Consider the following 15,597-nt stretch of genomic DNA (forward strand, 5'->3'; position numbering starts at 1 on the left):
TAAGCACGATGGTAGCTTCTTAATGTGACAACGACCAGCAATTTCAACAAATACAGAGCGTTGGGTGGTAACGATTGCATTCGTGGCTGTTGTGCGACTTTTCTTGCGCTATCGCGTGTGGCAATCGAATTGTTCTATAAACCAGATGGTTGGACGACAACTGCGCTACGCAGGCACGAGCACATAGACCCCCATCACATCGACCGGCAGACTCGGGGTGACGCGGTATTCGCCACTGCCGCGCGCGGCTTCGCGGACGCGGCGGTGGTCGTCGAGGAGCGTCTGGGCGCGCTCGCGGGCCAGCCTTTCGAGGGCAGGCTGCAGGTCGGGCAGGCGCTCGAGCTGCTGCTGCAGGTGATGGTCGCGCAAGGGCGGCGGCATGTTGCGCGCCGGTTCGGCGTCAAGCAACGAGCGCACGGCATCGCCGGCCAGCAGCCCGTCACCCTGCCCTGCGGCGACTGCGACCGTGACGGTTTCCTCGCACAGCAGCAGGCGCGAGTGCCCGCGGTGGGTGACGGTGAGCTGGTGGCGCAGGCGCAGGAGCAGAACGGCGGTGCGCGTGCTCACGGCCACGGTGAAGATGGCCCCGGCACGGGCGATGGCGGCAGCGGCATCGGCGACGGCCTCGTCATCGAGCGCGTTCTCGAGCAGGTGGTCGGCGAGGCAGGCGACGAGCGGATGGGTGCGGTGGATGAAGAGCGTGCCGGGCGCCGGCGGCTGATGGAAATCGATGCGCAGCGTGCCTTCCAGTCCTTCGCCGGCCAATCGTTCGCGCAGGGCGCCGGAGCTCAGGCTGCCGGCGTGCAGTTTCCAGTGGCCGGCGGCGGCGCCGGTCGTGACCTCCAGCGGGGCGCCAAGACGGGCGGCGGCGCGGCGGACGAAGCGGGCAACGTCGTCTTCGCCACCGAGCACGGCGAGCGTCTTCTGCCATTCGGGCAGGACGTCCTCGGGCTTGAGGCGGCGCTGGGCGAACAGGGTGCGGTTGCGCGCCGCCCGCTCGCGGGCCGACTGCCAGGCGGTCTCGATCTCGACCGCCGGCTGGCCGAAGTCGAGGGACTGCTGTCGGGAGGCCGTGGCGACGCTGCCCTTCCGGAGCAGCACGGCGCCGACCAACGCCTGGGTGAGCTTGCCCTCGTCGTCGGGCATCGGCACCAGAACCCCGAGTTCCTTGCGGATGCTTTCGGCCTTGCGCAGGATGACGTGCAGCACGGCGCCGTCGACCGGGTTGTCGCGGCCGAAGAGCATTGTCGTGCGGACTTCGCGCGCCTTCTGGCCGAAGCGGTCGACGCGGCCTTCGCGCTGCTCGTGACGGGTCGGGTTCCACGACAGGTCGTAATGGACGACGGCGGTGAACAGGTGCTGCAGGTTGATGCCTTCGGAGAGGCAGTCGGTGGCGACGAGGATGCGCTTCGCCGCCTCGCCCATGGCGTCGACCGCCGCTTCGCGCTCGGACGGGGCCGATTCGCCGGTGACGGCCTGCACCCGATGCTCCCTGAAGGCCTTGCGCAGCGCGTCGGCGACGTAGTGCGCGGTGGCGATGTAACGGCAGAAGACGACCGGCTGCAAGCCGGCGGTGGTGAGTTCGTCGAGGTGTTCGAGCAGACGCTTGAGCTTGGGGTCCTGCGCCGGTCCGGCGAGCGCCTCGGCCCTGGCAATCAGCTCGCCAAGCAGCTGGCTGTCCTCGGTGCAGGCGGCGGGTTCGATGTCCTGCGTCGTCAGGTCGTCCTCGGCGCCATCGAGGACGCGCTCGCGACCCTGCGCCTCGGCCTCGTCGAGGCTCTGCGCTTCGTCGGCTCCCTCGCCGGCCAGCCGGGTACGCAGCGCGTTGACCGCCGCCGCGGGCGACGAGGAGATGCAGCGCAGCAGGGCGAGCGCCGCCCACCAGCTCATCCGCTGGCGCAATGCTCCCTGGCCCTCGGCGCGTTCGACCAGCGCGCGGGCATAGGTGAGCACTTCATCGAACAGGCGACCCCAGGCGCCGGTGAGCTGGTAGGTGATTTCGGCGGTGAGGCGCTCCGGGAAGACCTGGCGGTCCTGCCATTCCTCGATGTCCGGCCGGCGGCGCTGGACGAAGTGGCGGGCCAGCCGCTCGCGCAGCGGCTGGCGGGCGTCGGCGGCGGCGTCCTTGAGTTCGCGGAACTGCGGGTCGAGCAGGCCGAGCAGGTTGAAGAAGGCTTCCTCGTCGCCCGAGTGCGGCGTCGCGGTGAGCAGGATCAGGTGGCGCTCGGGGTTTTCGGCGAGACCGCGGAGCAGGGTGTAGCGCTGCTGGCGCCCCTGGCCGCTGACCGTGCAGGTGTGCGCCTCGTCGACGATGACGCACTCGGGGCAGGCGCGCTGGAATTCGTCGCGCCGGCGGTCGGACTTGATGTAGTCGAGGCTGACCACCGTGTACGGGTAGGCCTCGAAGACCGACTGGTTCGCCGGCAGGCCGCGCTCGAGGCGGGCGGCAGTGGTGCTGCGCACGACGACGGCGTCGATGTGGAAGCGATCCCTGAGTTCGCGCTGCCACTGTTCGCACAGGTGCGGCGGGCAGAGGACGGACAGGCGGGCGATCTCGCCGCGGTCGATCAGCTCGCGGACGATCAGCGCCGCCTCGATGGTCTTGCCGATGCCGACGTCGTCGGCGACCAGCAGCCGCACGACCGCCTGCTTGAGCGCCATGAGCAGCGGCACAAGCTGGTAGGCGCGCGGCTCGACGGCGATGTTGCCGAAGCTGCGGAACGGGCCGGCACCGCTACGCAGCTTGAGTTGCAGTGCGTCGCGCAGCAGTTGTCCCGCGGCGTGGTTGGACGCCTGGCCGACGGTCGGCCACGGAAAGCTCGCCGGTGTGACTGGCTGGCGCTCGACCGGCAGGTAGATCAGCGTGGCATCGTCTGCGGCGGCGCCAAGCGGGCGCAGGTGCAGGGTGTCGCCGTCCGACTGCGGCAGGACGATCCACTCGCGACCGCGGGCGGAGACGAGGCTGCCGGGTTGAAAGCGGACTTGGACTTTCATCGATTACTCCCGGTGATCGGTTCCGGGGCCAAAAAGCCCCGCATGCGCAGCAAAGATTTCCCGCCAGCACCCCTGGTCCTTCGGAAAGCGCACGACATAGTGGCCGGCGGCCTCGAGGGCGCGGGCGATGGCCTCGTCCCGTTCGCGTTGTGCCGGCTCGTCGTGGTGCGGACCATCGACATAGATCGCTGCCTTCCAGTCGGCGTAGAAGAAATCGGCACAGGTGTTGCACGCGGGGATGCGCTCCTGCCCACGATCCGGGCGCCGGTAGCCATGGGCATCGACGTGGTCCAGCCAGGCCCGTTCGAGGCTGCTCCCGGAAATGCGCGACAGTTCCCCAGCCTGCTGCGCCGGGGTACGGCCGAAACTGCCGGTGGTGCCGCGGGCGCGGCTCAGTCGGCACAGGATGTCGAGCGCCCTGCCCTCGTTGCCGGCGTCCTGGCGGTCGATGACCGTGTGGTCGGGCTGGTTGTAGTAGGAGAGCAGACACCTGTAGCAGCCGGCCTCGCAGAGGGGGTTGCCGGATTCGTCGACCTCCTGCGCCAGAGTCGCGGGGTCCCAGATTCCGTTGGCCGGGCGACGGAAATGCATGATGCGCAGCGCTTCGTCGGCAACGCGGGCGAGCGCCTCCGGCTCGGTGGCAAGGCGGGTCAGTACGCCGGCCCCGCCTTCGGCCGACTCATAGAACAGGATCGCCTGGCGGTTGTCGCGGCCGGGCAGTGGTTCGGCCATCAGCTCACTTTCCTCGAGCTGGTAGACCGCCTCGATGCCGCGCTTCAGGGCATACTGCAGTGTGGCCATGGTCGATTCTTCGAGGGTTTCCGGCGGGCGCGCGATCAGCACGTTGCGGCGGTCTTCGACATAGGGAACGATGCGCTGCGGCGGCGTGCGGTCGGGCGGTGCGTCTGCATCCGGCTCGCCGCTCTCGTCCGTCCCGCCGACCCAGTGGCCGGTAACCGGGTTGATCATGAAGCCGAGGATGGTCTTTTCCTTGCGCCGGCGCCAGCCGAAGTTCATCCGCCAGACGGTGGCCGCCGGGCCGTATTGCAGCGTCAGCACCGTGCCTTGGGCATCGGCGAAGGCCCTGTCGCTGCGCTGCAACTGGCCGTCCGCCTCGGCGAACTGGATCGTGGTCTGCATTTCGTAGCCCTGGCGGGTGCGCTCCTCCTCGTTGGCGGTGATGCGCTCGGCACGGCGGGTGGACACGTTCTCGATGCGGTAGAGGTTCTGCACCGCCCTGGCGTCGGCCAGCGGCGCGTCGCAGGAAACACAGCGGTCGGCTTCGCGCTGGGTGCGGAAATGACCATAGCCGCAAGCCGGGCAGAGCCGCGCAACCTCGGTCGGCAGGACGGCACCCTGCTTCACCTGGTCGTCACCCGACACCGCCAGCATGGCGCGGACGACACGGTACTGGCTGCCCTCGTGGTAGATCAGGCTGTACGGTCCGAACTCGCTCAGGGCGAGGAAGCGCGGGCGGCTGAGGAAGTTTTCGCGGCCGATCTTGCCCTTGCGCGCCGGAATGTAGGCCATCAGCGGCAGGCGCGGGAAGTTGTAGCCCGGCAGGAAGCCCTGGCTGGCGAGGTAGCGGTAGGTGTAGAAGTCCGAGTTGGCGCTGCCTGATTCCTGCAGCAGCAGCGACTGCTGGCGGAAGGCCTCGTCGTGGCGCTGCTTGGCATCGCGCCGGTCGCGCTCGCTGGCAGCCGGGTTGTTCATGACCCGCTGGTTGATTTCCATCTGCCGCCTGGTCGCTGAAAAAAGGCCGCGCCAGCGGTTCAATGCCCTGTCGAAGGAGGCAAAGGCGGTTGCGAAGACGCGCCCGGGGAACTGCCCGTCGTACCAGGGTGCGCTTTGCGGCGTGAGTTCGCCGGCGAGCATGCCGAGGATGCGCAGGCCACGCTCCTGCGCCCGGCGCTGCGGCGCGTCGGCGTCGAGCCCGTCGCGCAGGTGCTGCGCCAGCGGGGCGTCCTCGCTGTTCATGTCGAGCAGGCCGCGGATGCTGCTGTCGAGCTTGACGCCGGTCTCGGCGAGCCAGACGGCGTGCAGGTGGCTCTGGATCAGTTCGCGGTTGGCGAGATCGAGGGTCGGCGGATTGACTTGGCCATGGACCATGCGCACCGGATCGCGGAAGAAATACTGGTCGTGCGGCGATTGGGCGGCGCAATAGGTGATGACCAGCGCCGGTTGACCCGCCCGCCCGGCCCGGCCGCTGCGCTGCGCGTAATTGGCCGGCGTCGGCGGCACGTTGCGCAGGTAGACGGTGTTCAGCGACGAGATGTCGACGCCGAGTTCCATGGTCGGCGAGCAGAACAGCACGGGCAGCCACTCGAGTGGCTTGCCGGTCTGCTCGAGCCAGTCGTCGCGATCCTTGCGCGTGAAGCGGAAGCGCGCCTCGCGTTCGAGCCGGTCGTCCTGCTCGACCTGCGCCGTATGCTCGCGCGCCTCGAAGTCGAACAGTCGGTGCGCCGGGTTGGCGAGCAACGCGGCGACATTGCCGTAGAGGCCGCGGAAGAACGGGTTGTCGTCGGCGCCCCGGTTGCTCTGGCCATCGGCCGCCCGCCAGACGATGCCGGTGCCGTTGAGCTGGTAGCCGGTCATGCCGAACTCGGTCTCTTCGGCAACCACCAGGCCGTAGGCCCTGGCCGCCCTGAGCAGCGCCGTGATGATTTCCTGGTAGTCCTCGTCCCTGATCCGGGCGGCATGGGGATTGTCGGTGCCGTTGTCTTCGCTCCAGGTGCCCGGTTGCTTGAGCAGGCGGCCAAGCTTCGAGCGGGCGCTGCCGGACACCAGGTACTCGACGTTGCGGCGATCCTCGTCGCGCGGTTTGCCGACGGTAATGAACCAGTTGGCCGCGACTGGCACCTCGTCCTCGCTGAAACCCCAGGGTTCGCGCAGGTTGGCGTAGCTGGCGGTCTTCAGGCGGTCGAGCTCGGCGCGGTCGAGGTAGCGGGTGGCGAGGCAGAGCCCCTGGCGCATGGCTTCGAAGACCTTCTCGAGAACCCGCTGGCGCACTGGCGGCGAAGCCGCCTGCAGGATCAGCGGGGCTTCCTGCCACATGTCCGGCGCGGCGGCGAGTTCCTCGATGTCGCGGTACGCGATGCGCACCAGTCCCAACTGTTCGAGGTTCGGATTGTTGAAACGCCAGCCGCGGCGCAGGTCGTAATGGATCCGGTAGCCGAGGATGCTGCGCAGCGTGTCGTGCACGTGGCGCCGCGCATTGCCGCGCACCTCGGGGTCCTGCATGTACTCGGCGCGCACGCCGGGGTCGTCGCGGCCAAAGCCGAGTGCCGAGAACAGCGCGCCGGCAATGGCGCTCTCGTCGATTTCGCCAGCCGGGCTGTCGTGCACCGCGGCCAGCAGTGCGGCGCGCTGCAGCAGGATCTGCAGGAAGTCGTTGAAGTGGCCGACCTGGAGCGCCGCGTCCTGCCGGTTGTCGGAGAAGCCGAGAACCTTCCTCGCTGCCGGGCTCAGCTTCGCGTCCTGCTCGTAGAGGTAGCGCAGCGAGGCGAGCGTGAGCATGGTCGTCGCCGAGCTGCGCCCCTCACCGGAGAGACCAGCGAGGCGCAGGTAATCGCGACCCGCGGTGTTGTGCACGACGCCGCAGTGCAGGCAGAAAGCGAAGCTGCCCGGGATGTACCAACCGGGAACGCCCGCGTCATCTGGCGCACCCTCGCGGCCAAGCCGGACGTGGACCGGCTGCCGGCGGCGATGGGTCGATTTCAGCCGATGGCTGTCACCGGAACGCTCCAGCCACGATTCCGGATAGCGCTCGAGCGCATCCTCCCAGATCCCGGAAGTGTCGGGCATGAAGAAGCCGTTGTGGACCTCCTCGTCTTCGTGTGCGCGGTCTTCGATGTTGCGCGGGGTGAACTGGCGGCCGGCGGCGGTGTTTTCGTCCCAGACCGGAAGGTATTCCTGGCCGCAATCCCGGCAGAAATGGACCGAATACAGCCTGCGCGCCCGGTCGCCGGGGACATACTGGCTGCCGTCGAGCGTCAGGAACCGCTTGCCGGGCGATTCCAGCGTCGTGAACACCTTGCCTCCACCGGAAATGAACTGGTGCAGCTTGAAGGCAAACAGGCTGCGTCCACCGTCCTCAGGCGGCTTGTCGGTGGTGTGGTAGGCGAGCAGCAGGAAATCGGCCAGGATTCCCTTCGCCGCCTCCTCCGCCATCCCGGCATCGACTGCGAGGCGGGCGCCTGCGGCCTCGAGGGTCATCGGCCGCGCCCGGCGCCACTTGCCCTCTTCCCGCGTCAGGCCGAGGGTGAGTTCGGTCCAGACGGCAAGCGGATGCTTCGCCAACTCGGCGAAAGCAGGATTCTCGGGCAGACCCGCCCGGATGACCACAGCCAGGGGTTCGCGGATATGCTCGACGAGGATCTCTTCGGGGGTGATGCGCTGCAGCGTTTCGGTGATCACATGCGCGGGCGAGATCGTGGTGCCGAACAGCCGCGTGGCGACGTCCGCAACGACTGCACTGCGGTCGGCTTCCAACCCTTCCGTCGCCATCGTTGCCGAGGTGCCGATGCACTGCAGCCGATCAGCCAGCGCCTCGCGAACGCGTCGTACCAGTAGCGCCACGTCGGCACCCTGACGTCCGCGGTAGGTGTGCAACTCGTCGAGCACCAGGAAGCGCAGGCCTTTGGCGTTGCGGATGACGGCCTTGTCCTTGTCGTCCTGACGCGTCATCAGGAGTTCGAGCATCATGAAGTTGGTGAGCAGAATGTCCGGCGGATGCGTCGCCAGCCGCTGCCGCTCCGCGTCGTCCTCCTGGCCGGTGTAGCGGCCGAAGGTCACCGGTGGCTGATCGCCGTAGTCGCCCAGGAACTTCCCGAGTTCCTCGAGCTGGCTGTTGGCCAGCGCGTTCATCGGATAGATGACAATGGCGCGAGTCCGCGGAGCGGGTTCCGCGGCCCTTTCCTTGAGGACGGCATCGACGATCGGGATGAAGTAGGCGAGCGATTTGCCCGACCCGGTACCCGTGGTCAGGACGTAGCTGGCTCCCGTCTGGGCGAAGCTGATCGCCTCTTGCTGGTGCTTGAAGAGTCGCAGCGAGACGCCGGCTGCAGTGAGGCTCTTGCCGCCTCGGAAAATCCGCGCACATTCCGGGTGCAGGCTGCCGGCCGCGACCAGTTCCTCGACAGAGAGCCCTGTCTTGAAGTTGGGATTGACCTGGACGAGCGGTGCGGGCCAGTAGCGCTGCGACTCGTAGGCGGTGGTGACGAAGCGCGCGATGTCCTCTGACCTGATGCGCGTGAAGCTGCGGGTGAACTGGCCGTACTCGCCGACCAGCCTCTCCCGGAACTCGAAAACGTCCATGCGTACCCTGCTCCCGGCGATTGTTGCGGCGCTGCGGCAGCGACCACGGCGCGAGCACGTAATCTACTTGAGATTGGGCGCGTGTGCGCGGCCGCGGGCCCTAGCGCGTCAGCGCCATGAACAATTCCGGCAGCCGCTGCGGCAGCCGTTCGATGCGGTCGATGACCGAGTAGTGGTGACCGAAGATGTGACCGACGTATTCGTCCGCCTTGGCGTCGAGGCTGATGCAGTAGCTGAAGATCCCCTGCCGGTCGAGTTCGCCGACCGCCTTGCGCGCATCCTCGATCAGCAGCCGGCCGTCGGACACGTCGACGTCCGACGGCCGGCCGTCGGTAAGGACCAGCAGCAGCTTCTTCTCCGCCCTGCTCGCCGCGAGGTAATGCGCCGCGTGCCGCAGAGCGGCACCGATGCGCGTCGAATAGCCAGCCTGCATCGCCGCCAGGCGGCGCTTGACGGCGTCGCCCCAGGGCTCGCTGCTGCCCTTGAGATGCAGGTAGCGGACGTCGTGCCGGGTATCCGAATGGAAGCCGGCGATGGCGAAGGGGTCGCCGAGCTGATCGATCGACCAGGCGAGCAGCGACACGGCCTCCTGACTCAGTTCGAGCACCGTCTGCTCGCCATCGCCGCTGCCGAACTTGTCGGCCAGCGACGCGGAGAGGTCGAGGAGCAGCAGGACGGCGAGGTTGCGGCCGTTGCTGCGATGGCTCATGTTGATCCGCGGATCGGGCGTGACGCCGCAGCGGCAGTCGATCAGCGAACGGACGGCGACGTCGACGTCGAGTTCGCTGCCATCCTCCTGAAAGCGCAGGCGAACCCGTTCCTGCGGCTTGAGGATGTCGAGCAGGCGCTTGAGCCGTCGGGCGAGGGTGGCGTGCCGGTCGAGCAGCCGGTCGATCAGCGCCGCGTCACCCGACGGGTGCAGCGATTCGTAGAGGCTCACCCAGTCGGGGCGGTAGCTCTGGCTGTGATGGTCCCACTCCGGGTAATGGCGCGGCGGCAGGCAGTCGATTTCGGCGCTGGCGCTCGCCGGACGGTGTTCGGCGAACATCTCCTCGTCGTCGGAGAGTTCGTGGAAGCGCCAGAGATGGCGGTTGTCGTCGCGGTAGTCGACCAGCGTATCGCTGAAGTACACCTCGGGCAACTGGTCGCTTTGCCGCCGGGTGCGAGCCACGTAGGCGAGCGCCAGACCGGCCATCGCCTGGCTGCTCGCCTCGCCATCCGCCAGCGCCTGCCGGAAGCGGGCAACGAACTCACGCAGGTCACCATCGGCGTCGCCGTCTTCGCCATCGAGCAGGGCGCGCGACAGCACGGCCAGGCGATGGCGCAGGCAGGAGAAGCGTTGCGGGTCGCAGGCACCGGCGACCGGACGCGGATGCAGCGCGCGGAAGATGCGGCGCATGCCCGGGTAGCGGCGGACGATCAGCGTGTCGATGCGGCTGTCCTCGAAGGTCTCGACCGCCAGGCGCTGCATCGGGCTGAGGTTGTCGGCGACGAGTGGCGTGCTCCAGCGCCGGTGGCCGGCGATGTGTGCCAGTGCGGCGCGATAGCGGTCGATGCCGCTGACGCCGCAGGCGTCGTCGAGGACGTCGGGCAGGCGGATGCCGCCCGCGTCGTCGTAGGGCTGCGCGGGCGGCATCGGCGACGCCGGGTTGGCGGCTTCGCTGGCCACGGCGTAGGGGACGAGCAGCGCCTGCTCACCCCAGAGGCCGCGCAGATAGAGATCGAGCAGGCGCTCGTGGTCGACCAGCAGGGTGCCGTGCCGCTCGCGCTGGAAAACGGCGCGGCTGTCGGCCGACTGCAGGCGGAAGTAGTCGCGCTGGCGTTCGGGGTGGGCAGCGTAGTTGCGCACCCCGTAGTCGACCCAGTTCGTCAGGCCGGCAATGCTCAGACTGGCGAGCAGCGTCGGTGCATGGACGAGGAAGTCCGGCAGGCAGGGGCTGGCGAACGTCTTGTGGATGCCGTGGATCGATCCCGAGGTCTGCTCCATCAGGCGCAGCGTCAGGTCGAGGTAGCGCTGCAACTGCCCGCCGGCGGCAAGCCGCCGCGACACCGCCGCCAGGCTCTGCAGGAACGGGGCGATGGCCTTGCCGTTCGGCGACCGGTGCAAGCGCTGCAGCGTCGCGACCACCACCGGCAGCGTCCCTTCGCCGACGCTGCCGGCGACTGCCGGCCATTCCTCGAGGAAGGCCAGCAGCGGTTCGGCGCCACGGCCGATGCGGCCGAGGAAGCGGGCGCAGTCGAGGTAGGCGTCGACGCCCGCAGGCGTGAGGACGGCGATGGCTTCGCGCAGGCAGTCGGCGAAGACGCCGTCGACCTGCGGCAGGCGGCAGTCGAGCCGCGCACGACAGGCGGCCAGGTGCTCCGCCGAGAGTGCCTCGCTGCGGGTCATGCCGGCCATCCGGCCATCAGCCACAGGCGAAGATGGCGTCGATCGCGTGCTCGAGCGTATCGCGGATGTCGCGGTCGTCGGTGATCGGACGCACGAGCGCCATGCGGCAGGCGTCGCCGGCAGCGACCCCGTTCCGGATCAGCGTCGCCGCATAGACGAGCAGGCGCGTCGACACGCCTTCGTCGAGACCATGCCCCTTGAGGCGGCGCGCGGCAGCGGCGACGGCGACGAGCTGCGTCGCCAACGCGTGATCGATGCCGCTTTCGCTGGCGAGGATCGTCGCTTCGAGCTCGGCCTCCGGGTAGTCGAAGTCGAAAGCGGTGAAACGCTGCTTGGTGGACTCCTTGAGATCCTTCATCAGGCTCTGGTAGCCCGGGTTGTACGAGATGACGAGCTGGAAGTCCGCATGCGCGCGCAGCAGTTCGCCCTTCTTGTCGAGCGGCAGCGTCCGTCGGTGGTCGGTCAGCGGATGGATGACGACGGTCGTATCCTGCCGCGCCTCGACGATCTCGTCGAGGTAGCAGATGGCGCCGATGCGCGCGGCGGTGGTCAGCGGACCGTCGAGCCAGCGCGTACCGCCGGCTTCGAGGAGGTAGCGGCCGACCAGATCCGAGGCGGTCATGTCCTCGTTGCAGGCGACCGTGATCAGCGGCCGGTCGAGCTTCCAGGCCATGTATTCGATGAAGCGCGACTTGCCGCAGCCCGTCGGCCCCTTCACCATCACCGGCAGGCGGGCAGCGTAGGCTGCAGCATAGAGCGCGACCTCGTTGCCCTGCTGGCGGTAGAAGGGCTCCTGGCGAACCTGGTACTGCTCACTGTCGGTCATAGCCTGCCCCTGCCGCGCGGGCCGGCGAACGCCGCCGCGCAGCTGCCCGTCATCGGTCCGTCTCCGTGCCGCTGCACGCCGCCCGACTCAACGATGCACACCGAGCCGGTCGCGCCAGCCCGGATGCAGCATGTCGGCGTCGCCGGGGAACGATTCGAAGGCGCGGGCGAACTCCCGGTGCTGGCGCGCCCATTCGATCGGGTCGGCGCCGGCCTTCCAGCACTCGTACGCCTGGCGCAGCGAGATCGCGCCCGCGGCAGGGCTGTCGATGTGGCCGTAGGAGCCGCCACCGGCAGTGTTGATGACGTTGCCGTGACCGAGGTTGGCGAAGAAACCCGGCAGGCGCAGGGCGTTCATGCCGCCCGAGATGATCGGCGTCGTCGGCTTCATGCCGTACCATTTCTGGTAGTAGGCGGGCCCCTGGTACTCGTCGCGTTCGATGATGTAGGCGATCGCCCGGTCGTCGGCGTCGCCTTCCATCTTGCCGAAGCCCATGGTGCCGACGTGTATCCCCGAGGCCCCCTGCAGCCGCGCCATCTTCGCCAGGACATAGGCGGTATAGCCGCGCTTCGAGCTTGGCGAGGTGACGGCACCGTGGCCGGCACGGTGGTAATGCAGATACTGGTTGGGGTATTGCCGACGGGCGGTGGTGACCATGCCGGGGCCGCCGACATAGCCGTCGACGAGGAAGGCCACCTTGTCGGCATCCGGGCCGAAGGTCTCGAGGATGTAATCGGCACGCGCACACATCTCGTAATGGTCGTCGGCGGTGATGTTGGCGGAGAAGATCTTGGCCTGACCGGTTTCATCCTGTGCCCGCTTCATGGCGTCGTAGACGAGCGGCATGACCTTCTTCATCGGCGCGAACACCTGGTTGCCCTGCGGCTCGTCGTTCTTGATGAAGTCGCCACCGAGCCAGAACTGGTAGGCGGCGGCGGCGAAGGGTTCCGGGCGCAGGCCAAGCTTCGGCTTGATGATCGTGCCGGCGATGTAGCCGCCGTCGCGGATCGGCCGTCCGAGGATGCGCCAGAGATCGGAGATGTCCTTGGCCGGCCCGTCGAAGAGTTGCAGCGCGCGCTGCGGGACGTAGAAATCGTAGATCTTGGCGTGCTCGATGTCGCCCATTCCCTGGTTGTTGCCGATGCACAGCGTCAGGAAGGAGACGATCATCATGCGGCCGTCGGTGACATTGCGGTCGAAGAGTTCGAGCGGATAGGCGATGCGCATCTCCTCGCTGGCCTCGTCGATGTGGTAGACCAGCGCGTCGACGCCGCGCGTGAAGTCGTCGGTCGTGCTCACCTCGACGTTGGTGCCGGTCGACGATTCGGCAGCGAAGTGGGCGGCTGCCGGCAGGTAATCGTAGCCGGCCTTCGGCTTCATCTTGTAGGCGACGAGGATGTGCCGGCCACCCTCGATCAGATCCTCCTCGCGAAGGCTGAGGTCGGCGTAACGGTTCGATTGGTCCATGCTTTGGCTCCCTGCGTGGATTTGGAAAAGAGCGATCGGTGCGGGCCGTGGATCGGAGTGCGGTCAGTTTAGGTGGCAACATTCATTATTGGAAGTTAAACTTTTTGCGAATTACAGTAAGCTATAGCTTTCCAACAGAGACCCGCCGCAGCTCATCGCTCCGAGCGTCGTCGCCACACGCGCCTGGCTGCCACGCGGCGGGCGTCGATGGCGGCGGCCTGGCAGGGCGAGGAGTGTGGCTGAAGTGCCCATCCTCGGGTCTGAGCGTACAATGTGGCCAACCAACACACACGCCACGACCATGTCCACCATGCCCTACCAGCCGCCCCGACATGTCCTCGAAGTCCTGCAGAGAATCGAATACGAGGCGCCGCTGACGGCGGACGACCCGCGCTACGTCGACACGCGCGAGGCCCGCGGCAGCCAGAGAACGCTCGATCGGCTGGCGCGCAAGTTCGGCCTGCTGCTGTCCACCGGCGACTTCCTGCCGCCGACGAAGAAACACGTGCTGTTCTTCGGCCACACCGGCAGCGGCAAGACGACCGAACTCCGCCGCTATGCCAGGGACCTGAACGGAGCGCAGCGTTTCCTGGTGGTCGAGGTCGACATCGGCGCCACCCTCGATCACAACAACCTGCAGTACGCGGACACGCTGATGGCGATGGCGCGCTCGCTGCTCGGCGCGCTGGACGCGGCAGGCGTGCACCCGCGGAGCAGTGCCCTGGCGGAGCTGGAGAACTGGTTCAACGAACGGGTGCTGAGCTCCGAGGAAGGCCGCGAATTCCGGGCGGAAGTCGAGACGGGCGTTCAGGCCAAAACCGGGCTGCCTTTCCTTGCGGAACTGTTCGCCCGGTTCACCGCTGCCTTCCGGACCAACGTCGCCTACAAGGACTCGCTGCGGCGGGTGATCCGCAACTCCTTTTCCCAGTTTGCCGAGGCCTTCAACACCCTGCTCCGGGATGGCGAAGAGGCGCTGGTTGCGGCGGGCAAGGGCAGGCGGGTTCTGTTCATGATCGATGGCACCGACAAGCTGCGCAGCGAGGACCGGCTGCGCTTCTTCGTTCATGACGCCGAGCAACTGCTCGCCATCGACGCCCATGTCGTCTACACCGCACCGCTGAGCCTGAAGTACGAAGGCAACCTGACGAACCGGCTGGATGCCGATCTCGTGCTGCCGATGATCAAGCTCGGCGAGCGCGACGGCAGCCGCTGCGCGGCTGGCGCGCGAGCGGTGAAGGACATTCTCCTCAAGCGCGCCGACCGCTCGCTGTTCGCGAGCGAGCGCGAGATCGAGCGCCTCGTCGAGCATTGCGGCGGCCATCCGCGCGAGCTGCTCAAGCTGCTCAAGCTGTGCTGCGAGTTCGCCGAGGAGGACAGCATCGATGCGCGGACGGTGGAGCAGGCGATCGCCCAGCTCGCGTCGGAGTATCGGCGTTTCCTCGAACCCGACGACTACCGCCTGCTGGCGCAACTCGATCGCGATGCGATCCATGCCGGCAATGACGAACGGACGCGCAGGCTGCTCTACCATCTGGCGCTGCTCGAATACAACGACGGCGCCTGGCGCCGCAGCCACCCGGTGGTGCGCACCCTCGAAGGCTACCGGCTCGCCGCTGCCGAACAGCCTCCGCAGCGGGGGGCGCTGTAGGGCGCGCGGTGGACCCGACTCGCGACCCTCGCTTCGAACGTGCGCGCCACCTGGCCGGTGCCGAACTGCGGCCCGAGCACTACACCGACTTTCAGCGGCTGCTCAAGACGCTGCGCTTCGGCAGCCGCTTCCAGTTGCTGATCTGCGAGTTCAACGACGTCCCGTACCGCGAGGCACTGATCGCCCGGCTGGACGACGTCCTGGCAGTGGCCAAGCTGGCGAGTGCCAGGCTCGCTCTGGCCGGCGCGCCGCACCCGGACTTCGCAGCCGTGGAAGCCGCACTGCGCGGTCTCGCCGCAGGATGCGATGCGGTTCACGTCTGCGGTGGCGAGAGCTGGTTTTCGCCGCCCGGGGACATGGCGGCGGGACGCTGGGAAGCTTTCAATCTGCGCCGCGAGGCCATCGCCCGCGACGTGCCGCTGCGCATCCTGCTGTGGCTGACGACGGCGCCGATCAGGCAGCTTGCCCTGCGCGCGCCCGACCTGTGGGCCTGGCGGAGCGGAATCTTCTCCTTCACGCTGGCGGACCAGCCTGCCATCCCCGCGCTGCACCCGTTCGACGAAGCGATCGACCGGCGTTCGCTGGTTGAGCGGACGCGGCGCATCGGCGAACTGCGCTCGGCGCTCGGCAGCGCAGCCGCCCTTCCCGAGGATCTTCGCCTCGGTCTGCTCGACGAACTCGCGGAGCTGCTGCGCAGCGTCGGAGAACTCGACGAGGCGCTGCGCATCCGGCTCGAAGAAGAGCTGCCGGTCCATGAAAAGCTCGGCAATGTGCGCTCGAAGGCGCTGACGCAGGGCCAGATTGCCGACATCCTGCAGGCGCGCGGGCAGCTCGACGAGGCGCTGCGCATCCGGCTGGAAGAACAGCTGCCGGTCTTTGAAAAGCTCGGCGATGTTCGCTCAAAGGCGGTGACGCAGGGCCAGATTGCCGACATCCTGCAGGCGCGCGGGCAGCTCG

At 67.9% G+C, this 15,597-nt stretch carries 6 protein-coding genes and 1 pseudogene; 2 read left to right on the forward strand and 5 right to left on the reverse strand.

Annotation, left to right across the window (positions count from 1 at the left end):
• Positions 1–165 precede the first annotated feature (165 nt).
• From NFW30_RS11165 to NFW30_RS11185, 5 genes are all read right to left on the reverse strand, one after another.
• The gene (locus NFW30_RS11165; RefSeq protein WP_295372081.1) at positions 166–2,994 is read right to left on the reverse strand and encodes a helicase-related protein; all 2,829 of its coding nucleotides are present in this window, start codon (positions 2,992–2,994) and stop codon (positions 166–168) included.
• A gap of 3 nt (positions 2,995–2,997) precedes the next feature.
• Entirely contained in the window at positions 2,998–8,310 is a 5,313-nt protein-coding gene (locus NFW30_RS11170) for a DEAD/DEAH box helicase (protein WP_295349803.1), read from the reverse strand.
• Positions 8,311–8,410: 100 nt separating this feature from the next.
• On the reverse strand, positions 8,411–10,699 hold the full coding sequence (locus tag NFW30_RS11175) for a VWA domain-containing protein (RefSeq protein WP_295349804.1): 2,289 nt from the start codon (positions 10,697–10,699) through the stop codon (positions 8,411–8,413).
• 16 nt (positions 10,700–10,715) lie between these two features.
• The gene (locus NFW30_RS11180) at positions 10,716–11,525 is read right to left on the reverse strand and encodes a CbbQ/NirQ/NorQ/GpvN family protein (protein ID WP_295349805.1); all 810 of its coding nucleotides are present in this window, start codon (positions 11,523–11,525) and stop codon (positions 10,716–10,718) included.
• A gap of 87 nt (positions 11,526–11,612) precedes the next feature.
• The gene (locus tag NFW30_RS11185) at positions 11,613–12,992 is read right to left on the reverse strand and encodes a ribulose-bisphosphate carboxylase (protein WP_295349806.1); all 1,380 of its coding nucleotides are present in this window, start codon (positions 12,990–12,992) and stop codon (positions 11,613–11,615) included.
• Positions 12,993–13,293: 301 nt separating this feature from the next.
• Here NFW30_RS11185 and NFW30_RS11190 point away from each other — a divergent pair, with 301 nt between their 5' ends.
• Entirely contained in the window at positions 13,294–14,640 is a 1,347-nt protein-coding gene (locus NFW30_RS11190) for an ATP-binding protein (protein ID WP_295349808.1), read from the forward strand.
• An 8-nt stretch (positions 14,641–14,648) separates the two neighbouring features.
• Positions 14,649–15,597, forward strand: a pseudogene (locus NFW30_RS11195) (hypothetical protein); the annotation flags it as partial.

Source organism: Accumulibacter sp. (assembly GCF_023806635.1).
In the GTDB taxonomy this organism is placed as follows: domain Bacteria; phylum Pseudomonadota; class Gammaproteobacteria; order Burkholderiales; family Rhodocyclaceae; genus Accumulibacter.